At 44.2% G+C, this 20,136-nt stretch carries 19 protein-coding genes and 1 tRNA gene; 9 read left to right on the forward strand and 11 right to left on the reverse strand.

Features of this window, described 5'->3' with window-relative positions; translation table 11 throughout:
• The first annotated feature begins 14 nt into the window (after positions 1-14).
• The 3 genes from JXL83_02685 (at position 15) to lpdA (ending at position 3,675) form a co-directional block, all read left to right on the forward strand.
• The gene (locus JXL83_02685; GenBank protein MBN2363018.1) at positions 15-749 is read left to right on the forward strand and encodes a L,D-transpeptidase; all 735 of its coding nucleotides are present in this window, start codon (positions 15-17) and stop codon (positions 747-749) included.
• Positions 750-850: 101 nt separating this feature from the next.
• A complete protein-coding gene (gene lnt / locus JXL83_02690) occupies positions 851-2,329 on the forward strand; it encodes an apolipoprotein N-acyltransferase (GenBank protein ID MBN2363019.1) in 1,479 nt (492 codons plus the stop codon).
• Positions 2,314-3,675 carry a dihydrolipoyl dehydrogenase gene (lpdA, locus tag JXL83_02695; protein MBN2363020.1) on the forward strand — a complete coding sequence of 454 codons (1,362 nt, stop codon included), beginning with the start codon at positions 2,314-2,316 and terminating at the stop codon, positions 3,673-3,675. The genes lnt and lpdA overlap by 16 nt, the downstream gene beginning before the upstream one ends.
• 15 nt (positions 3,676-3,690) lie before the next feature.
• On the opposite strand, the gene JXL83_02700 is transcribed toward lpdA, so the two are convergent.
• Positions 3,691-3,984: a hypothetical protein gene (locus JXL83_02700; GenBank protein MBN2363021.1), complete on the reverse strand. Its 294-nt coding sequence runs from the start codon at positions 3,982-3,984 to the stop codon at positions 3,691-3,693.
• Positions 3,985-4,023: 39 nt separating this feature from the next.
• Between JXL83_02700 and JXL83_02705 the strand changes: the two genes are divergently transcribed.
• Positions 4,024-5,721: a lamin tail domain-containing protein gene (locus tag JXL83_02705; protein MBN2363022.1), complete on the forward strand. Its 1,698-nt coding sequence runs from the start codon at positions 4,024-4,026 to the stop codon at positions 5,719-5,721.
• On the opposite strand, the gene JXL83_02710 is transcribed toward JXL83_02705, so the two are convergent.
• The 7 genes from JXL83_02710 to JXL83_02740 all read right to left on the reverse strand — a co-directional run bounded on the left by JXL83_02710 (position 5,716) and on the right by JXL83_02740 (position 12,252).
• A complete protein-coding gene (locus tag JXL83_02710; protein MBN2363023.1) occupies positions 5,716-7,023 on the reverse strand; it encodes a HAMP domain-containing histidine kinase in 1,308 nt (435 codons plus the stop codon). The genes JXL83_02705 and JXL83_02710 overlap by 6 nt on opposite strands.
• Positions 7,024-7,090: 67 nt before the next feature.
• Positions 7,091-9,034, reverse strand: a complete 1,944-nt coding sequence (locus JXL83_02715; protein ID MBN2363024.1) for a DUF2723 domain-containing protein — start codon at positions 9,032-9,034, stop codon at positions 7,091-7,093.
• The gene (locus JXL83_02720) at positions 9,035-10,402 is read right to left on the reverse strand and encodes a B12-binding domain-containing radical SAM protein (GenBank protein MBN2363025.1); all 1,368 of its coding nucleotides are present in this window, start codon (positions 10,400-10,402) and stop codon (positions 9,035-9,037) included.
• Positions 10,399-11,229 carry a polysaccharide deacetylase family protein gene (locus tag JXL83_02725; protein ID MBN2363026.1) on the reverse strand — a complete coding sequence of 277 codons (831 nt, stop codon included), beginning with the start codon at positions 11,227-11,229 and terminating at the stop codon, positions 10,399-10,401. The genes JXL83_02720 and JXL83_02725 overlap by 4 nt, the downstream gene beginning before the upstream one ends.
• A gap of 7 nt (positions 11,230-11,236) precedes the next feature.
• A tRNA-Arg gene (locus JXL83_02730) sits at positions 11,237-11,310 on the reverse strand.
• Between the two features lie 136 nt (positions 11,311-11,446).
• Positions 11,447-11,737: an HU family DNA-binding protein gene (locus tag JXL83_02735; protein MBN2363027.1), complete on the reverse strand. Its 291-nt coding sequence runs from the start codon at positions 11,735-11,737 to the stop codon at positions 11,447-11,449.
• Between the two features lie 32 nt (positions 11,738-11,769).
• A complete protein-coding gene (locus JXL83_02740) occupies positions 11,770-12,252 on the reverse strand; it encodes an LptE family protein (protein ID MBN2363028.1) in 483 nt (160 codons plus the stop codon).
• Between the two features lie 32 nt (positions 12,253-12,284).
• On the opposite strand from JXL83_02740, the gene JXL83_02745 reads away from it, so the two are divergent.
• Positions 12,285-12,767 (forward strand): PaaI family thioesterase, encoded by a 483-nt coding sequence (locus tag JXL83_02745; GenBank protein MBN2363029.1) that lies wholly within the window; start codon positions 12,285-12,287, stop codon positions 12,765-12,767.
• An 11-nt stretch (positions 12,768-12,778) separates the two neighbouring features.
• Here JXL83_02745 and JXL83_02750 read toward each other — a convergent pair whose 3' ends face one another.
• Genes JXL83_02750 through JXL83_02760 form a run of 3 tightly spaced genes read right to left on the reverse strand, consistent with a single transcriptional unit; the run spans position 12,779 to position 15,783 of the window.
• Entirely contained in the window at positions 12,779-13,393 is a 615-nt protein-coding gene (locus tag JXL83_02750; protein MBN2363030.1) for a YigZ family protein, read from the reverse strand.
• Positions 13,394-13,408: 15 nt separating this feature from the next.
• Entirely contained in the window at positions 13,409-15,067 is a 1,659-nt protein-coding gene (locus JXL83_02755) for a hypothetical protein (GenBank protein ID MBN2363031.1), read from the reverse strand.
• Entirely contained in the window at positions 15,064-15,783 is a 720-nt protein-coding gene (locus JXL83_02760; GenBank protein ID MBN2363032.1) for an ABC transporter ATP-binding protein, read from the reverse strand. The genes JXL83_02755 and JXL83_02760 overlap by 4 nt, the downstream gene beginning before the upstream one ends.
• A gap of 71 nt (positions 15,784-15,854) precedes the next feature.
• Here JXL83_02760 and JXL83_02765 point away from each other — a divergent pair, with 71 nt between their 5' ends.
• The 4 genes from JXL83_02765 to JXL83_02780 all read left to right on the forward strand — a co-directional run bounded on the left by JXL83_02765 (position 15,855) and on the right by JXL83_02780 (position 20,069).
• Positions 15,855-16,760 carry a DUF58 domain-containing protein gene (locus JXL83_02765; protein MBN2363033.1) on the forward strand — a complete coding sequence of 302 codons (906 nt, stop codon included), beginning with the start codon at positions 15,855-15,857 and terminating at the stop codon, positions 16,758-16,760.
• Between the two features lie 96 nt (positions 16,761-16,856).
• Entirely contained in the window at positions 16,857-18,194 is a 1,338-nt protein-coding gene (locus JXL83_02770) for a response regulator (GenBank protein MBN2363034.1), read from the forward strand.
• On the forward strand, positions 18,191-19,153 hold the full coding sequence (locus JXL83_02775) for an asparaginase (protein MBN2363035.1): 963 nt from the start codon (positions 18,191-18,193) through the stop codon (positions 19,151-19,153). Before JXL83_02770 ends, JXL83_02775 begins: the two co-directional genes overlap by 4 nt.
• The gene (locus JXL83_02780; GenBank protein MBN2363036.1) at positions 19,137-20,069 is read left to right on the forward strand and encodes a LysM peptidoglycan-binding domain-containing protein; all 933 of its coding nucleotides are present in this window, start codon (positions 19,137-19,139) and stop codon (positions 20,067-20,069) included. The genes JXL83_02775 and JXL83_02780 overlap by 17 nt, the downstream gene beginning before the upstream one ends.
• Positions 20,070-20,136 lie beyond the last annotated feature (67 nt).

Here is a 20,136-nt window from a genome sequence, read left to right on the forward strand (position 1 = left end):
ATAAAATAGACCTTATGAAAAACATAAAAAACATTACTATAACGATTCTGGCCGTCCTGGTCGTTCTCGAAGCATCCATGATCTTTTTTCAGTACAGGAAAACGACGCACTCGGTCGAAAGAGCAGCCTATTTTGAAGGCAAAAGAGACAGTTTGAATTATGTGATATCGGGTTTTGTCGGTTCATTTTCAAATCTTGAATATCTTGTTGAGAATCTCGAACTTGAAAATCAATCTCTAAAGACTGACGAATATTACATGATTATAAATTTAAGCCGACAGCATTTCTGGATAAAAAAACGGGACAAGATCATCTGGGAAGGTTCGTGTGCTACGGGAGTCGGAGAAGTCACCAGAGCAGGGGAAAAATTCAGTTTTCACACTCCCGTCGGCGAAAGGAGAATACTCGCCAAAAAAACGGAACCCTACTGGATTAGACCTAATTGGTTCTGGAAAGAGCAGGGACTTGCCGTGCCTCACGACAGCGAGTGGATAGTGATACCCGACACTTTGAATTTTCAGCAGTCAATAGTGTTTTACGACAGCCTGCCGGAAGAGGAAAAACTCATGGTAAGAGCCGTTCCCGGGGCTCTTGGAAATTACGCTCTCAATCTCGGCGACGGAATTTTAATTCACAAAGGACAAATAGGCAGGGGAGTCTATTCTCACGGGTGTATTAGACTTAAGGAAGATGACCTCGAAGTCGCAGACAGCCTTCTGCCGATAGGCGCATCGGTTTTCATTTTTTAATCTTTGCTTGATTCAAAAGATTTATTCGACAGGAGCATGAAATACAGGCCCTTTTAAGGACGAGTAGGCAGTTTTTTCTCCCGGCGCTGTCCGGAGTCTTATTGTTTCTCAGTTTTCCGCCCGCTGGTTTGGGTTTATTGATGCTTGTAGCCATGGTTCCTCTGTTGATATCAGTTTACGGGAAAAAAAATCATTCGTTCCTGAAAGGATTTTTGACAGGACTGATATTTTATTCTCTTCTTCTTTCCTGGATAACCGAACTTTCAATAACCGGCCACGTTAAAATATTTCTTTACGTTGGTTACATTGTATTATGTTTTTATCTTTCAATTTATACAGGTCTTTATGCATATTTTTTGTCGAGAGCAAAAAATCCCTTTCATTTCGTTCTTTTGTCGTCTTTTCTTTGGACTGCTTTCGAATTCATCCGGTCGCAGACTTCTCAGGTCGGATTCCCGTGGGGGATGACGGCTTATTCTCTCGCGAGAAATCCTCTGCTGATACAGATCACTTCTGTAGGCGGAATTTATCTTCTGGTGATGTGGCTGGCCTCTGTAAATTCTCTCACCGCAATGATTTTTTTGAAAAAAAAATATGCTTCCCTGTTTTTCACTCTGATTTTGCTTGTCAATCTTGTATTCGGAACTCTTTCAATGAAAAATCATGACGGCGAAGAAGACTGGATACTGGTCTCCGTCATTCAACCCAACGTGTCTCAGGATCTGAAAGGGAGTGAAGACGAAAAGGCCAGGATGCGTAGGACGGAAATCATCATGGATTTTGTTTCCCGTTCTTTTAACCTGTTCGACGGAGACATCGTCATAATGCCAGAGACGAGTTGGCCCTGGCCTGTTAAGTCTATATGTCCGGCTATGTTTCCGAATTCAATGCCCCTCTCAGATTCAGCGAAAACCTACGGAAAAGCCGTTTTGGTAGGGGCTCAGGACTTGGTCGGATTCAGAGACTATTACAGACCGACGAATTCTGTTTTTTTGATCGACGGTCGGGGTAGTGTCATAGCAAGACACGATAAAATATATCTGGTCCCGTTCGGCGAGCATCTGCCTTTTGACGACGTCTTTCCTTTCATCACCTCTCTCAATTTAGGTCAGAGTGATTATCTGCCGGGAAAAAATGAACTTCTTCCCTGCATTGACGGAGTCTGTTTTGGAGCAGGCATTTGCTACGAGTCGGCTTTTGAGGATTACTACAGAGGTCTCGTTGAAAAAGGCGCGAACTTCATAGTAAATGTCACTGACGACCAATGGTTCGGCCACTCGGCTGGTCCCAGACAGCACGCCGACATGTTCATATTGAGAGCAGTCGAAAACAGAATGTGGGGAGTTAGATGCGCCAACAAAGGAGTATCTTATATTGTCGATCCTCAAGGAAGAATAATCGCTTCAACCGAACCGGACACTCCTGACATCCTTTTCGGCAGAGTCGGAGTCAGAACAGTGAAGAGTCCTTATACAGCAGTTGTAGGCGGCAAAGTAGGAATTATTTCAGTATTATGTTCTTTTGTCTACGCCATTGTTTTTTTAATAAAAAAAAGGAGATATAAATGTATGAAGTCGTAATAATCGGAGGAGGGCCGGGAGGGTATGTTGCGGCACTCGAAAGCGCTCGAAAGGGTCTCAAGACTGCTCTCGTTGAAGAAAAAAAGGTCGGCGGAGTCTGTCTGAACGTCGGATGCATACCGACAAAAGCGATGCTTTACTGCTCTTCAGTTCTAACATCGGCCTCGGGCGGAAAAAGATACGGCCTCGCGGCGGAAAACATCTCCTTTGACGAGAACGCCGCAGACAGACACAGATCGCTCACTGTTTCAAAACTCGTTAAAGGAATAGAAAATCTCCTGGCCAATAGAGGCGTAGACATCATCAGGGACACCGCTGTTTCTGTATCAAAAGGAAAAACTGTGTGCAAAAACAATGTTCTGGAATCGGAAAATATAATCATCGCGACCGGTTCCAGATCCGCCGATATCCCTCCTGCGAGATTTGACGGAGAAAAAATAATTAGTTCAGACCAGGCAGTCACGGAACAGAGATCGCCAGAGAGCATTCTGGTAGTTGGCGCTGGTGTTATAGGAGTCGAGATGGCGACTTACTGGTCATCTATAGGCAAGCGCGTAGTGCTCGTTGAAATGCTCGGTTCGATTCTGCCTCTGCTGAAAGATGACAGAGTCAGCGCTGTCATAGCCGAATCCTTGAAAAAGAAAAAAGCCGTCGTTTTGACCGGAAAATCGCTGGAGAAATGCGAAATTCAAGGGAACATGGTGAAAAGTTTTTTGAGCGGCGGAGATGTAGTTGAGACTGAAAAAGTTTTGATTGCGACAGGGAGAAAACCTGATTCGGTGATAGCTGACCCGCTGGTTTTTAAAAGGGACTCACGCGGACATATACTGACTGATGATTTGTGCAGAACGAACATCGATGGAATATGGGCAATAGGAGATGTCGCCGGTGAACCGTATTTGGCGCACAAGGCTTCGCACGAAGCCGAAGTCGCCGTTTCAGCCATGCTCGGAGAAAAAACTGAAAAGAAGAATTTAGCCGCCGTGCCGTCCTGTGTTTTTTCAGATCCCGAAGTCGCCTCGGTCGGACTCAATCCCCGTGAAGCAGAAGAAAGGGGCATAACTTGTATATGGGGAGAATTTCCTTTTTCAGCCAACGGAAAGGCCGTATCATCAGGTATGATAGAGGGTTTTGCCCGAATTGTCGCCAGAAAGGAGGATCACGCTGTTATGGGAGGACAAATTGCAGGAGCCTCTGCGGACCTGCTCATTGGAGAAATATCGCTCGCCGTCAGACTTGGCCTCAGGTTGGAGGACTTGGCTCGTACGGTTCACGTCCATCCTTCTCTGTGCGAAGTGATCCCGGAAGCTGCAAGGGTCGCGCTCGGTGAACCCCTTCACAGGTGAATTTTTCCTGCCGATTCAGCTCGCGTGGGAAACGGATCTTTTTTCGACAAGGCTTCTTAGAAAGGGGGAAAGATATACTTCTTCGAGGGAATAATGAGCGCCGAGGTTTTTTATGAATATTGCGACGAGAGACTGCGGACTGTATATTCGGTTTAAAACAATGACAGGTTTGTCATGAACTCTGCAAAAACCGCCTTCACCGCTTATCCTGTCGTATATGACTTCGACACCGAGCTTGACGGCGATTTCATGGAGGTCTTCAAGGGCCTTGGACCACTTTCTCGTGTTCACTTCGGTTTTTACACTCATAATTCTGTAATTTTACTATTGATATGCTTTTTTGTCAATATGTTGTGTAGTGAAACTCTTGTTGCAGAACAGATTGTTATCAACGAAGTAATGGCTAACCCGAGGGGAAGCGAATCCGTTCAGGGTTCTCCGGGCGACAGGAACGAGTTCATAGAGCTTTTCAACGACTCATCTGATCCTTATGACATCTCAAAACTTCTGATCAGCGACGGTGACGCGACCGATGTCATAATTGCCTGGAACGACACCTCTTTAATGGCACAGAATGTGATTTGGGGCTCTACAATTCTTCAACCCGGAAATTTTGCAGTGATTCTCGATCCCGAATACACGGATTCCGGAGATCAGACGTTTTATCAGCCGTACAGATTTGGCGACGGAACTCTTATTGTGACAGTTGGCAACACGACACTTGGCAACGGGTTGGCTACTTCAGACCCTGTTTTGCTTCTCGATAGCTCGTTGATTGTCATATCAACATACGGAACGCCCTGGGACAGTCTCGACTCGGTTCCTTTCGACCCAGGAGACGGAGTTTCTTCGGAAAGAATTAATCCTTCGGTGGAAGATTCGGATAGGGCATGGCGCCCTTCCGCCGATTCCTGTACTCCTGGAAAAATCAACAGTGTTTACTGCGGTAATTTAGTTATAGATCCTGAGTTTATGAGATTTTCTGGAACGACTCCGGGTGAACCGTGCACTTTGACTGTTCGTCTTGAAAATCTCGGCTCTGACACTGTTGGCGGGTTTTCCGTTGTTGCATTCCGGACTAAATACATTTTTTATTCAGACAGTTTGATCTTTTCAGGAGAAACGGCTTACAGTAGAGACCTTTTTCCCGGGTACGCGGATTCAGTAGCATTGGTATGGCTTGATCCTCCAGCCGGATTGTTTACTTTGTTTGTCAGGGCATTGGATGCAGAAGCTTCAAAACTTGTCAGATTTGGCCATGTTCCCGGCCAGTTGATAATATCTGAAGTCATGTTCGCCCCTGATTGTTCGGGTGAATGGATCGAACTCCGTAACAGGTACGACAGGTCTTGCTCTGTTCAGTGCCTTCTCCTGAGCGGAAAAGATACGGCTTTTGCGGAAATTATTGTGGATCAGTACGGATATTTAGTCCTTTGTGAAGATTCGGCGTCCTTCAGGACGCAATACACGGCTTTTCAGGGTTTGCTGTTCCAGCCGAAGATATGGCCGGTTTTAGGCAATTTTGACGATTCAATCCTGGTTTTAGAGCCCTTGGGAACAAAAATTGACGCTTTAAAGTACTCTTTTACGTCTTGGGAAAGAGGTTTCAGCCTTGAAAGAGTTTGCGACGAAATTTCTTCTGACGATCCAGGCAATTGGGCGAGATGCGTTTCACCGGCCAAAGCGACCCCGGGCGCGAAAAATTCCGTTCAGTCAGTTTTACCTGATCTTGAAGGTGCGATATCGGTCACGCCCAATCCGTTCTCTCCTGACGGTGACATGGTGGACGAAAACTGCATAATCGCAGTCTCACTAGGGACTTATCCGGAAAATATGAAACTGAAAATTTTTGACATATCCGGTAGTGTTTTGAGAACTTTCGAAAGTTTTATACCTGAAATGACCCAGTATTTTATCTGGGACGGCAGGGACGACTCGGGAAATAATTTGCCGCCCGGTATTTATGTTCTGCTTTTGAACGCTAAACTTGCTGACGGCAGATCGTTTTCATCCAAATGCACAGTGGTTATCGCCGAAAAACTATGACGAAAGCTTGAGCTCGACGGCGAAGACCGTGCCGTAATCAGGTTTTGAGCTTTCCACGTATATTCTTCCTTCGTGCATGGTTTCTATGATTCTTTTAGAAAGCGTCAATCCCATTCCCCAGCCGTATTTTTTTGACGTGTAGCCCAGGTCGAATACTTTTGCAGATTGTTTTTTAGTCATACCCTTTCCGTTGTCCGATATTCTGAGAACGGCTTTGCGTTTCTTGTCGTCCGTGCCCAGAGATATCGAAATTTCTCCGGTGTCTTTGTTCATTGCGTCGAGGGAATTTTTTATTATGTTCTCGATTACCCAGGAAAGAAGCTCTGCATCGCCTGTCACCGGGCAGTTCCCGACAGGATCGTAGGTGAGATTTACATTGTGTCCGAGGGTAGGCAGTCTTTTGGAAAAATATTCCACCGAATTCCTTACTATCTCGTCGAGGTTTATTGACATCATTGTGGGAGACGTCCCTATGCGGCTGAATCTCTTGATTATGTTGTTCATCCTCAAAAGGTCGCGCTGAATGCTGTCCAAACCTTCCTCCAGTGTGGAAGGATCTGCCCTGAAAAATTCTATCCATCCCATGATTGAAGAAAAGGGCGTCGCGAGTTGATGGGCGGTCTCTTTGGCCATTATCATCCAGACATTGTCCCTTTCCCAGTTTCTGGCGATTCTCAGGGATATCAAAAGTGTAAAAAGCAAAGCTATCAGCAGTCCCGTCTGTATCAGCGGCAGAAGGTTTATTGTTTTTAAAAAAGGCGGATTGCCGTAATGGAGGTAAGCCGCAGTCAGTCGGATTTCGCCGACTTCGACGTAAATCGGTATCGGTTCGTTTATTTTGTCCATTTTTTCGTAGATTTCAACTATCTCGAGTATGACGGGATTGTCCGTCGCGAAAATGTCTGTGGTGTCAAGTTCTTCGCTCGACACTGCGTCCGGATATATACCTATGTTCCTCCACGCTCTAGGTTTACCATCCGGTTCCGTTATGACTACAGGGATGGGTATCGAAGCTATGATCCTTTTTCCTTCGAGGAATATCTTTTCGTTGGAAGGATCCTGAGCGACCTGAGTCGTAAAAAATGTCATGAGTGAAGCGTATCCCTGAGCGACTACTTCTTCTGATTTTTTTATGTCGTTTATGACTTTCTGGGTCATCACGTAAGAGAGTATTCCGACGCCTGATATGGTTAAAAGGGTTACAAAAAGAACAAATTTGAGCCAGGGGTGTCTGAGATCGAATAAGTTGAAATTGCCGAGTGATCTCATCGAAGACTGAATTATTTTTTTTATTCTGTGCATGTGTTGTTCATTTGTTAAAAAATTTATTATACAACGAATCCGTGTTCTTTATAAGAGCGCGAATCAGTCATGGACCGAGAATTCTTTTCAGTTCCAGAAATCTTTGGTCTTCGGGCCATTTAACCGAAGCTTTCATGAGTTCTCGCTTCGCCTCCTGAACGTCACCGATCGCCAGAAGCAGGTTGATTGACGCTTCGTATTTATCAGGTGAGTCACTCATCAGTCTCACCGCTTGGGCGGCTTCTTCGAATTCTCCCGTCAGAATGCAAAGGTGTGCTCTGAGGTAATAAATGTCGTCTTTGTCAGATCCCAGAGCGAGTGCTTTTTCCAGGTCAACAGAAATTTCTTTCGCTTCTTCCCTTGTTATGTCGGCGCCCAGGCAGATCATGCGGATTTTTGCCCTGTTGAGCCGGTATTGCCAGAAAGAATAATTGGCGTTGAGCGAATCGAGAACCGGTAAAAGACGGGGAATATCTTGAGTGGAAAAAAAGAAATTCATCTGGTTTTCCCAGATGACTCTTTGGTGATTCTGAGACGCCGGTTCCGGGTCATAAATTATTCTGTAAGCTGTTTCGGGAGATTTATCGTCACCGTTAAAAAGGAAATAACAACTTTTAGGAGTGAAAACCGAAGAAAGGGATTTTGTTTTTGAAGAAGGGAAATATACAAGAGGAAGCGATTTTTCCAGACAGTAATTCATCAGCGCCCCTGCGTCGCAAAGATGACCGGAAATTTCACCAAGAGATTCAATGTACCATTTCTCATCGAGGAGATCAGAAAAAATTAATGTCAGGTCTGTCCTTTCTCCTTGAGTAATTTTCGCGTTGAGAAGGAGAAAATACTCGTTGGTGTTTTCGCAGTACACGACAGAATTTTCCGGGATTTTTTCAAGCATAAAATTCATGTAAGAATGCGCTCCGGATGAGTTTCTTCTCTCGAGCGGAGGGTGATGGATTAAAAAATTAAAAATTGCTGTTATTATCAGGAAAAAGCCGGCGAACCGTCTGAATTTAACAAGATCGTCTGAATGTGACGCAGTGTATGAAGCGAAAAAGTACAGAGGGATCAGATAAGCTTCAAAATCCGGACCTCTCCCTGCGTTTAGTGCGAAAACAAGAAACGCGAGAAAGAGAACCGGAATCGTCAGGGCACAGGCGCCGTTCTTTTTTAAAATTGAAATAAAACCTGCCGCCCAGAGAATGATTCCGGCGAAAGCTGAATTGAAGAGAAGATTTTTCGAAACAGTGACGACGGTTGTGAACAGGTTCTTTTGCGCCAGAAAACCTGAAAAGAAATCACCTCTGAATTCTTTCATAGTAAGCATGCCGTAAAAATTTTTGAAGTTCTCAGGATTTCCCCAGTCAAGAGGGGGGCCGGCCTGGCTTCTGAAAAAAATAAATAAGTAAATTGAGAAACCCATAGAGAACAGAAAAATGTTTAGAAATAAAAAACGGACGTTTTTATCCTTGAAAAAGCAAAATGCCGCCGTTACGGGAAATATAATTGCGATAAGTATGCTGGCTCCCGAAAAAAGACCCAGAATGTAGCTGTAAAGAGCGAATTGCTTTCTGCTGCCGAAAACCAGAGGGAAAAAGCAAAGCCCGGCCGCGAAAAGACAGTACGTTTCTGCAACTGTGGAATAATGGAAAACGGGCATTGAAAAGCCGAAAATCAACGGAGCGCCAATGCTTGAAAGAAAAGATCTGCCGGAACGGGCCAAAAGAAACGAATAAACAAAAAGAGACAGAGATGAATATAAAACGCTTGCAAGCACCACGGATCTTGAAGGGGAAGTGAACGATCCGAAGATAATGACCGAAATCCTTCCCATGATTGAATAAAGAGGATGTCCGGGGGAGTGAGTTATGGAAAGGGTTCTGGCGACAATGTCCATCTGGGGGGAGTCTTCCCAGAACAAACCCGGACACGAGAAGAAAAAATACGCGGAAACAGAAATAGCAAAAACAGCAAGAGGAGGAATTAACTCCAGAAAAAATCTTTTTTTACCCATTCAGCCTTTCATCATGTGAAACACGAATTTAACGTCAGATAAAAAAGAACCGGAGCTGAAAGCGTGACCGCGTCTAATTATGTTGAAAATTTTTTTCGGGTTGAGATAAAATTTTAGGTAAGCTTTTTTGAGCAGTTTTTCAAGTTCCCCTCCGGAAAAACCAGGCAGTTGAAGATTGGTGTTCTCGTAAAGGCCTTTCTCAGGTTCTCCGCTTAAAAAACCCATTTTCGAATACAATTCGTTTATTCTTGTTCCTTTATACGGCTGGAGTATGAAAAATTTGGCAAAATGAGCCTTCGACGAAATGGAATGTAATACGTTTTTTTCGACGGTTTCTTTGGTTTCTCCTGGTAGACCGAAAACGTAAAAAACCCACGTGGTCAGACCATTCTTCGAGGAAAGATATATCGCCTCTTCGTATTTTTGCATGCTGACCGTCTTTCCTATTGTCCTGTATATGCTCTCCGATGCAGTTTCGATGCCGAAACCGGCGTTGATGAAATTGGCGCTTTTCATGCAAAGAAGCAGGTCTTTGTCTATGTTTGAAGGTCTGATGCCGTTCATGAAGTAGAATTTTACAGGCAGATTTTTTTTTCTCGTCAGGTAGAGAAAATCCTCGGTCCATTCTCTGTCTCCCGTGAAATCGTCGTCAGTTATGTGTATCTCCCTGGCTTTAAATTCCGAAACAAGATATTCGACGAGACATATAGCCCTTTCAGGAGACATTCTTCGGACTTTTCTGCCCCAGATATTCGGTGTCGAACAAAAAATACAGTTGCCTCCGCATCCTCTGCTGAAAGATACAGGTATGGCGGGAGCGTCACGGGATTCGGGCGGTTTGAATCTTTTCCAGTCGCTGACAAGACGGTAATTAGGGAAAGGAAGAGAGTCGAGATCTTCTACCAGAGAAGCGGCCGGTGTTTCTCCGTCTTCAGTCAGCACGCCTTCGATTCCGGACAAGTCTGAATTATCTGAAAGCCGGAGGGCTATCTCAACGGCGGCTTTTTCCCCCTCGCCCCTGACTGCGGCTCTTATTCCTTCAGTTACAGATGACATTCCGTAAGCCGAGGCGTGCGGCCCTCCGAGAATTACGGGCGGACCGTTTAATTTTTTTAAAGTCCTGGAAATGCTGCGTATTCTGGTGAAAAGAGGAGTTGTGCAGGTTGCAAAAACAGCGAGAGTGTCGTTCCGGGTGAGTTTATGAATTAATTGTTTTTTTTCCGCGAAATCCTCCTGCACGAGCTCTGTTGTGAATCCCGCATTTTCAAGAGCCGACGACAGAAAAAGGAGCCCGAGATGAGGATAAGGAATCTTTCCGGCGTAGAGCTGTTTTTGAGAAGGCGACAGAAGAAGAATTTTATTTTTCATGCAACCGATAATGGATTGTTTCTGCCTGGAACAGAAGATGTCCGGATTTTTCTGTATTCACCTTTGCCCCTTTCTTTCAGCGAGCTCAGAGGCAGAAAAGAGATTCCCGCATTTTTGTTTTTACGGAGTATTTTTTCGAAAAAGTATTTGTATTTTATGCCTTCGAGTTCGGCGTGAGCGCAATATACATCTCCGTCTTTGAATGCAGGATTTATAGATATTTTTGAGACCAGGCATTCGTCGAGAGTGGGAAGAGTCACAGGTATCTGCAGTGTTTTGAGGCGTGTTCCGTTTTCTGTCAAGGGATAAAAAGGCGCATTTGCCCTGACATCGCTGGCGAATTCGAAGCCGAGGGAATCTTGCATGCGAAGAAGTTCTACGGACGCTTTCCAGCCGGGAGCTCCGGAAAAAGAGGGTGAAAAACCTGTGGAGGAGATGAATTCATCAATTCCCTGTAACATGCGCTTGAAAAAAAATTTGGATTTTTCGGTGTTGAAAAATGCTATCCATCTGAAATGCGAATACCCGTGAAGGCCTATTTCGTGTCCATCCGACAGAATGCTCTCGGCTGTTTTCCTCAAACCGGACGATTGATTTCCAGAAGCCAGGTTGATGTATGAACTTTTGAGCGTAATTATTTTTTCAAGGAAATCTTTTTCTCTGAAAACTCTCAGGGCCGATACTGCGAAATCGTCAGGTCCGGTCGTAAGAAAGAAAGAAGCCTTCGCACTTTGCCGGGCGAGAGTTTTAAGGATCTCGGGGACACCGGCTTTCAGGCCGGCTTTGGTGTCGACATCAATCCGAAGGCAGCATATCTTATCATGCATATTTCTCCGTGCCCGAAAGGACTTGAACCTTCAACCTGCGGATCCGGAATCCGCCGCTCTATCCTGTTGAGCCACGGGCACGAGTTTATTTCAGGGAAAGATTTATTTACCTGATTTTCTTTTTGTGTCTGTTGAGTCTGCGTTTTTTCTTGAGTTTATGAGTGCGTATTTTTTGCAGCTTTCTTTTTCTTCCGCAGGGCAAAGTTCCTCCAATCAATCATTTTTTTACTGATTCTTTAATAAATCTTGCCGGTTTGAATGTAGGCGCCGGATGATCCGGAATGTTCATCATCTGTTTTGTTCTGGGATTTATGGCGCTTCTTCCTTTTCTGCTTTTTACCTTGAACACGCCGAAGCCCCTTATCTCGACTCTTTCGTGTCTTGCTATCGTGCCGACGAGGGCGTCTATGAAGGCATTAACAATAATGCTCGTATCTTTCTTAGGAAAACCCGTGGATTCTGCCACTTCATTTATAAGATCCATTTTTGTTTTGGTTGTGTCTCTCATTTTTGACTCCTTTTCAAAACGTTCCGCGAAGTTTACCAGTTTTCTGTCATCAAAGAAATGAGGATTTTTGAAAAATCTTCATAAGCCAACTTTTTTCCGTCATCTTCAGTTTCATTATATGCAGAATATATGCCGTTTGCAATAATTACTTTGTCTTTCCAGATAGTGTCATTATCCGTATTGTTTATATAAGTCACGTTTACCGCAATGGATACTTTGTATTGTTCGATTTTCTCGTCTGATGTATATGAGAAAACCTCGTTAGTGTAAGCTGAGACTTTGAGGTGAAGAACAAGGTCGGAATCTCTTGAATCTGTGAGATGAAGTCGAGAATCTTTTATGAAGGCGTTCCTGACAGTTTCGGTGAAGTCCTGTTCTATTCCGTACATTCCGGAAGTGTTGTCGGCCACGGGTATGGATATACTCCCGGATTTCGGAGGGAAAGTGCCTCCATGGAAAGAGTAAGAAACACAACCGGAAATTAGAAGCGTAAGCAAGAAGTAGTATTTTGACATTTTTATCATCATCCGTTATTATCATATCTTGTATGAAAAAAGTAAAGAATCCATTTCTTCTTCTAGATAACTACTGCTGTTTTGCTTGTTCTCCTCACAATCCTCACGGACTTCAACTCCAATTTTACGAAGAAGAAGGCGAAGTATTCGCTCTGTTCGACGCGAAACAGAGGTTCGAAGGATTTCCCGGAATGCTCCATGGAGGAATTGCGGGAACAATCCTGGACGAAGTGATGTTCTGGGCTTCTTTCGTAAAAATGCAAATTATGACAGTCACAATGTCCATGGAATTAAAATACAAATTACCGGTATCGCTCGACAGGGAGTATAAGGCCAGAGGAAAAGTCGTCGGAATAAAACGCCGGTCGGTAATTTGTGAATCTTCAATAGAAGACGGCGACAAAACGGTTTACTGCCTGGCCAAAGGTGTTTATTTTATTCCCGAAAAAAGAAAATTTTCCGATGCCGCCAGAATTGACGTGGATAAAGGGCCTCTTGCCGGATTTTTCAGATAGCCGTTTCATAATTATTCCACATATATTTCTCTTTTTCCCTTCTTCAGCGCTTGAGGGATCATATTTTTCGCTGAGGCGAAAGCTTTCGCGAAAGTTTTTTCGTCTGATTCGATCAGAGAAAAACGAGACCGTACTTTTTCAGTATAAGAGTCATCCTGGCAGTATATCCTGAATGGTCCGATTAGTTTTTTAAATTCCTCAAACTCTCTGTAATCGCAAACGATCTCGTAATCGATTACGCTGACGAGCTCTTTGAGGTGTGCGCGGGATACTGCCAGAGAGGCCGCTTTTACATAAGCTCTCGTCAAACCTGCCGCGCCGAGTTTTATGCCTCCGAAAATCCTGCTCACGACTATGAGAGTTTCAAAAAGCGATGCCCTCTCTATGCAAGAGAGAATAGGTTTGCCGGAAGTTCCGGATGGTTCGCCGTCGTCGGAATATTTTTTTTTAGCTCCTGCGATGAATGCGAAAGGATGATGATTGGCGTTTTTAATCGCCGATTTTCGGGCGGAGAGGATTTTTTTGATGTCTTCGTCACTTTCGACGGGTGTTAGAAAAGCGATGAATCTGCTTTTCTTATCCAGCGTCTCAACCGTCGCCGAAGAAGAAGGAACGAATTTAGCCATGGGTGGAAAATTCAGTCACAGGTTTATTTTTTTCAGCGATCTCAACGCCGAGAGAGGAAAAACAGAAGCGAAGATGACAGTCAACAAAGCAACTATGGACTGGCAAATTATCAAGAGTCTGATATTGATTGTTCCGCCGAATAAGTAAGTGGTCCTGAAATAATTGTATGCCCACTGGTTCATTACAAGTAGTGAAAAAACAAGATAAAACAAACTGATTACGGCTGAAATTATCCCTCCGGCGCCGGCTGAAAGGCGAGAGGGATTTTTTTCCCTGAAGTTAGGGACCAGTCCGCCGATACCGATATTGATGCCCGTTATACCCCACGCGAACAGAAACACGTTCAAAATACCAATGATTGTAATGAGAGGACCGGTTTTCAGAAAATAATTGCCAACGGACACGAGCACAAGGCCGATGATCAGAACAGGGACAAGGTTTATGAAATATTTCGTCGTCAAAAAAGTTTTGAGATCTGTGTATGTCCGCATTAACCAGAATGAATTGCCTTCAAGGCTTATGGAGGGATACGTAAATCTGACCGATATGGTTACCATGAGATAAGAAACAAAGGCGATGTTTGCGAAAGCGATGAAGGTCATGAAGACCGGATGACTGACGTTGAAGGATGAGTTTATTATTCCCAGCAGATAAATCACAAGCAGAAGCAGAAGAATCAGACTTTGCCCCCACTGTGTTGGTTCCCTGAAAAAAAACAGAAGGTCTTTGTATGCAAGAATTCTTGCTGATCTCAGCATTTTCCCCTTGACAGTCGGAAATCCCTTGGTCTTCTTTGCGGAGCTGTTCGAAACCGCCGGAATGCTCAAAAAAAGCTTGTTATATCTCAAAGAAGACAATCCGAGCAGGAAAAAACTTCCGGCACAATATGCCATCATGGCGCTGAAAGGCTTTACCCATGAGAATCCCGGCATCGCCGATGTTTTCATTGTTTCTGTAAAAAACTCGGATGGAAGCAGCCTGAAAGCTGGCAGCTCAACGGATTTGATATAATTAAGCACACCCTGCATCGTCGTTATGTCCGGAACTCTGAACAGAACGTTGAATTTGAGAGAAAGATACAGGATTATCAGAAACGAAAAAGCGGCAAACGCCGAAAAAGTTATTTTCAATCTTGAAAAACTGAGAAAAGCAGGAAAAAGCATGAATATGATGAATATCCCCAGCGAAGCCGTGATAAGAAGAAAAATGAAAAGGGAGGCTGTCGAAACGGCGTAGTATTTGAAAGATCCGTGATACACCGCTCCATAAGCCGTTATGACGGGAATATCGACTATGACACTCGCCCATGAAGCGTAAATGATATTCTCGATGAGGCGGGAGAAAAATATCTTTTTCGAATCAAGCGGGAGAGTGAAAAGATACTCAACCTCCGGATTCCTGAAGAACGTGGGAATAGATGTAATAATATTGCTTATGATGAGAAAGAAAAAAAAGGACGAGAAAGTCATCGCTATCAGGCGCGTGATTATGACAGGGCCTATATATTCTTCTACGTAGAGAAATCCGAAAATTCTAGTGAGTAAAACGTAAATCCCGGTATAAAAAACAGTTATGACGATGAGGAAAGAAACAATTTTCACTATGTTTTGAATCGAGAATCCGAAGACGTCTCTTTTTAACGTTCTCATTTTCAGAAGCAAAAGAGATCTCATGTCTGTTCGGCAATCATTTTGAGGAATATTTCCTCGAGGTTGGATTCTTTCTTTGAAGTAAGTTCTTTGGGAGGTCCCTGATATATGAGTTTCCCTTTGTTTATAACGCCGACCAGATCTGCAATGTCTTCAGCGAGCGGAAGAGTGTGTGTGGAAAGAAACACAATTTTTCCCCTGGAAGCGAAATCCCTGAACAGATCCTTGACCCTTTTCGCCGAAAGCGGATCAAGTCCGACCATCGGCTCGTCTATTAGAAGAAGATAGGGGTCGTGTATCAAAGAAGAGGCTATGGCAACTCTTTGCTTCATGCCGTGCGAATAACTTTCGACAAGATTGTCTATCCAATCCCCGAATGCCAAATATTCATCGAGTTCCGCGAATCTTCTGTTGAATTCTTTTCTTTCTATTGAAAACAGTTCCGAGACGAATTGGAGGAATTCCCTTCCGGTAAGTTTGTCATACAGAAACGGAGTGTCAGGTATGTAACCTATTATTTTCTTTATGCTCATGGGTTCTTTCAACAAGTCTGTACCGTTGACTGATATTTCGCCTTCCGTCGGCAGAAGGAGCGTCGCGAGGATTTTTATCGTGGTGGTTTTCCCGGCACCGTTTGGGCCTATAAAGGCGAAAATCCGTCCTTCGGGGATCACGATGTTCACGCCGTCGACTGCGAGTGTTTTATCGTAGTATTTTTTCAGATTTTTAATTGCCAGCATTAAAAAATGATATCATAATGGATTAAATTTTCAATCAGGGTTTTCAAAATCAGTTTTTTGCAAGGATAAACATGGAAGACGTTCTTTTTAAGAATCCATTGTCTGATCTCCCATACGATCTTTTGAAATCGACTTCTCTCAGCATCATTGCAAAGATGGTAGTCGAAGGGCTGTTCAGTGGCCTGCACAGAAGCTGTTACAAAGGATTTTCGGTCGAGTTTTCCCAGCACAGAAAATACTATCCGGGTGACGAGACCAAGAGGATTGACTGGAGGGCTACCTGCCGAAGAGATAAAACTGTGGTCAAGGAGTTTGAAGACAGGACTAATCTCCAGGCTTACGTAATTTTGGACGCGTCGGCATCCATGGAATACGGAAGCGGCCAAGTGAAAAAGTCGACTTACGCGAAAATACTGTGCGCTTCTCTGGTCTATCTTCTGACAAAGCAGAGGGACATGGTCGGTTTTGCTTCATTTTCCGAGAAAATTGACTGGATAGTCGCTCCGGGAGGCACTTCACATCACGTGAGAAGAGTTTTCGGAATGATAGAACGGACAAAGTTCGAAGGAAAAACCGACGTCGAAAAAATCCTGTACGAATTGGGCGAGAGGATAAAAAAAAGGAGTCTGATAATAATAATATCGGATCTTCTCGGAGAGAATCCTGATTTCATAAAGCCCTTGAAGGGTTTGAGGTATAAGAAAAACGAAATCGTACTCTTTTGGGTAAGAGATCCGAAGGAAGTGAGATACGGTTTCAAAAACGATTTCACTCTTTACGATCCTGAACTGGACAGGAGAATTTTCGCCGAATACTCGCATACAAAAAAGAAATTTGACGAGAAGATGTCTTCTCTTGAAAAAACGATCTACGAAGAAACGAGCTCGAGCAGTATATATTTCATGGACGCAAGAACCGACAGGGACATAAGAAACCTTCTTTTGGAATTCGTTTCCGACAGAAAAAAAATTGTTTGAGCTGAACCTTTGACGCAGCCGGCTCACGGCATAAAACGGGATCGGCCGACAACAAACTAAATTGATTATTTTGTGTTTATATGTTAGATAATGATTATGGACGGCAAGATAAGGATAATGCTTGCCGAAGACGATCCTCATATGATGAAAGTAATGGGGGACGCTTTCGACGGCAGGAAATATGATGTTGTCAGGGAAGAAAACGGTTCGGAAGCTTTGAACAGACTTCTCGAAGAGGACTTCCATGTCGCTGTTCTCGACGATCAAATGCCCGGAACGGGCGGCATCAATATATGCAAAAGACTCAGAGAAGAAAACAGAAAAAAAAGCCTTCCGATCATACTTCTGACCGCGACAACAGATCCCGCCGAAAGAATCGACGGATACCGTTCAGGCGCGGATGCCTGCCTTTCCAAACCTGTTAATAACCAGGAAATGGTTGGGATAATCGAAAATCTTTGCCGTCAGAGATATGACAGCGAATTTATTCTCAGCAACATGAAAGGGTTTGGCGGGACAGTCAGCAGTTTTCCGGTTGTTGACCTCCTTCAATTCATGGAGATGGGCGCTAAAACAGGTTCTCTCGAGATAAAAAGTTTTGAAAAAAGCGCCGTTGTTTATTTTGACAAAGGCGTAATTGTGCATTCCGAATCAGGAAGACTCAGGGGCAGCAACGCAATATATCACATAATAAGCTGGCAGGACGGAACTTTCGTCTATTCTCCCGACAAAATGCCGGCGGAGGTGACTGTCAGGGAAAACCTGTCACACTTGCTTCTGGAAGGCATCAGGCTTATGGACGAAGAGGCGAGGGATAACACGGCCGTAAAAGAACTGACACAGGCTCTTTTACAAGTGGAAACTTCTACCGAATCAAAAGTATTGAAGAAAATGGAAGATCTCTCGAAGAAAATCGCTCTTGGCGAAAAAAGGATTTTCGAGATACTCGTAATTGACATCTGGAAAGACAGCCGAAAGGAAATGCTCGATTTTTTCATAAGCAGTATTTTGAAATATATTGGCAGAGACGTTCAGGTCTCGAAAAAAGACAGCGCCATATCGAGCTTCGCGAAACTCGACGTGATGAAAGATTTTTCAATAGACATCGTAGTAAGCAGCGGGAAAAGAAAATTCAATCTTCTCTGGCAGGTTTTCCTGGAACAGGCAAACGCTCTCGTTGTTTTTGTCGATCCGACTAATGAAGAAGCAAGAAATGACGGAATAGAAATAGCGAGGAGATTCAACAGCTACCGCTCTCAGATACCTTGCGTGATAATTTCTCCGGTCGGGCAAAAAGCGGCAGGTCTTCCTTTTGAAAATCCAAAATGGTTTGCGGTCCCGGAATACAATCTCATAAACCTCGAAGAGATTTTCCAGTTTATGTTCGATTTCACACAGGAACATTTTCTTGACGAAATCGAAATGAGAAGATGAAAAAGATCTATATAATTGCCACCGGCGGTACAATACAGATGAGAAAAGAAACCGGAAAAGGCGTTATACCGGCTTATATAGGGGAGGACATTCTGAAAAATCTGATTCTGCCGGATGAGAATTTCAAATTGGAATTCGACGAATTTTCAAATGTTCCCAGCCCATGGATAAAACCCGAAGACATGATGAGAATATCGGAAAAAATCAATTCTCTAGCCCTTGAGTGCGACGGTATAGTGATAACGCATGGCACCGACACACTGGAAGAGACGGCTTATTTTTTATCTTTGACATACGACAAAGATACTCCGGTCGTAATGACTGCGGCTATGCGTGCCCCGCCTGATCTCGGGATTGACGGACCGAGAAATATTCACGATTCTGTCATGGTCGCACTGGAGAGTTCATCCATCGGCAGGGGGGTCATGGTGGTAATCAACAACAGTGTGTTTTCCCCGAGAGACGTGACAAAAGTCTCCACATCAAATCTCGCCGCTTTTACATCGCCTGAATACGGTCTTCTCGGAACCATAGACGAAAAAGTCATATTCTTTTCGAAGAATGTACAAAGAGAAAACATACATGCAAACCGCCCGGTCGGTCCTGTTGATATCATTCCGGCTTATTCAGGAGCGGACACGAGGCTTATCTCGGCATCTGTTGACTCGGGTGCCAAAGGATTGGTCCTGGAAGCTCTCGGAAGAGGAAACGTGCCTCCAGGCATGCTCGAAGGTATTTTTTACTCCATAAACAAAGGTCTGCCAGTAATTGTCTCCACGAAAGTTCAAAACGGAAGAGTGGCGGCAACATACGGATATGAAGGCGGCGGCAAACACCTCGCCGGAATGGGGTGTTATTTCGCTGGAAATCTCCGGGCGAACAAAACGAGGATAAGGCTCATGCTCGCTCTCGGAACTGAGGATAAAGAAATGGGGAGGTATTTTGAAAAATTTGCTTAAAACACTGATTTTATTTTCAGCGCTGACTGTGGTTTTGTCCGGTCATCTCGCGGCTCTGACTCACACTGTCAAACTTGGTGAAACGCTGACATCTATATCGAGGATGTACGGGATTCCTGTTTCCCAGATCAAATCAGCCAACAATCTCGCTTCGGACATGATAGTTGAAGGCCAGAGGCTGACTATACCATCCGGTTCTTCGGGAAGCGGAGACCTGTATGTCGTTAAAAGCGGAGAAACGCTTTCCGGACTCGCTTCGAGATTTCAGACCACAGTTCAGGCGATAAAAAACGCCAACAATCTTTCTTCGGATTTCATAAGAGAAGGCCAGCGGCTCGTCATCCCGGGAAGATTTCCGCCTCCCAGGCAGGATACTGAACAGCAAAGACCTCCGGTAAACACTAACATAGTCATACCGAACGAAGAAAAGACCGCCCGTCCGGCCGTGATTGAATTTTCGGCGGTTTCGCCGGAACCTTTGGCACGCATTGCCCAAGAAACCGAAACCGCTGATGTTTACGAGGAAATTCCGCTATTGTCTGCCGAAAAAACCGAACTCGTTAAATCAATTTTAAACAGTGCGATTTCATATTTGGGCTCACCTTACGTTTACGGAGCCACAGGAAACGGAGGTTTCGATTGCAGCGGACTCGTTTTCAGGGTTTTTGCCGACAACGGCATCGATTTGCCGAGGACGGTTACTGATATGGAAAGCTCCGGAATTGAAGCTCCGAAAGAGGCTCTGATGCCGGGCGATCTTCTTATATTCGACGACCCGAAACATGTGGGTATTTATCTCGGTTCTGGAAGGTTTATTCACTCGTCATCTTACAGGAACAGGGGAGTTATTATAAGCTCTCTCGAAAGAGAGAGCTATTCTTCCCGCTTTATAAAAGCGCGAAGGGTTGTTTACTGATAAGCACTTCGTATGAAATTCTGCTGAAATCAATGAGTTGATTTTTGGCAGCAGTAATAATATCATT

This window comes from candidate division WOR-3 bacterium (assembly GCA_016934535.1).
GTDB lineage: Bacteria > SDB-A > SDB-A > SDB-A > SDB-A > JAFGIG01.

Excerpts from the sequence above, each read along its gene's own strand:
- JXL83_02685 (MBN2363018.1), top strand. The coding sequence starts at position 15 with ATGAAAAACATAAAAAACATTACTATAACGATTCTGGCCGTCCTGGTC.
- lpdA (MBN2363020.1), top strand. The coding sequence starts at position 2,314 with ATGTATGAAGTCGTAATAATCGGAGGAGGGCCGGGAGGGTATGTTGCG.
- JXL83_02700 (MBN2363021.1), bottom strand. The coding sequence starts at position 3,984 with ATGAGTGTAAAAACCGAAGTGAACACGAGAAAGTGGTCCAAGGCCCTT.
- JXL83_02705 (MBN2363022.1), top strand. The coding sequence starts at position 4,024 with ATGTTGTGTAGTGAAACTCTTGTTGCAGAACAGATTGTTATCAACGAA.
- JXL83_02710 (MBN2363023.1), bottom strand. The coding sequence starts at position 7,023 with ATGCACAGAATAAAAAAAATAATTCAGTCTTCGATGAGATCACTCGGC.
- JXL83_02715 (MBN2363024.1), bottom strand. The coding sequence starts at position 9,034 with ATGGGTAAAAAAAGATTTTTTCTGGAGTTAATTCCTCCTCTTGCTGTT.
- JXL83_02720 (MBN2363025.1), bottom strand. The coding sequence starts at position 10,402 with ATGAAAAATAAAATTCTTCTTCTGTCGCCTTCTCAAAAACAGCTCTAC.
- JXL83_02725 (MBN2363026.1), bottom strand. The coding sequence starts at position 11,229 with ATGCATGATAAGATATGCTGCCTTCGGATTGATGTCGACACCAAAGCC.
- JXL83_02735 (MBN2363027.1), bottom strand. The coding sequence starts at position 11,737 with ATGAGAGACACAACCAAAACAAAAATGGATCTTATAAATGAAGTGGCA.
- JXL83_02740 (MBN2363028.1), bottom strand. The coding sequence starts at position 12,252 with ATGTCAAAATACTACTTCTTGCTTACGCTTCTAATTTCCGGTTGTGTT.
- JXL83_02745 (MBN2363029.1), top strand. The coding sequence starts at position 12,285 with ATGAAAAAAGTAAAGAATCCATTTCTTCTTCTAGATAACTACTGCTGT.
- JXL83_02750 (MBN2363030.1), bottom strand. The coding sequence starts at position 13,393 with ATGGCTAAATTCGTTCCTTCTTCTTCGGCGACGGTTGAGACGCTGGAT.
- JXL83_02755 (MBN2363031.1), bottom strand. The coding sequence starts at position 15,067 with ATGAGATCTCTTTTGCTTCTGAAAATGAGAACGTTAAAAAGAGACGTC.
- JXL83_02760 (MBN2363032.1), bottom strand. The coding sequence starts at position 15,783 with ATGCTGGCAATTAAAAATCTGAAAAAATACTACGATAAAACACTCGCA.
- JXL83_02765 (MBN2363033.1), top strand. The coding sequence starts at position 15,855 with ATGGAAGACGTTCTTTTTAAGAATCCATTGTCTGATCTCCCATACGAT.
- JXL83_02770 (MBN2363034.1), top strand. The coding sequence starts at position 16,857 with ATGGACGGCAAGATAAGGATAATGCTTGCCGAAGACGATCCTCATATG.
- JXL83_02775 (MBN2363035.1), top strand. The coding sequence starts at position 18,191 with ATGAAAAAGATCTATATAATTGCCACCGGCGGTACAATACAGATGAGA.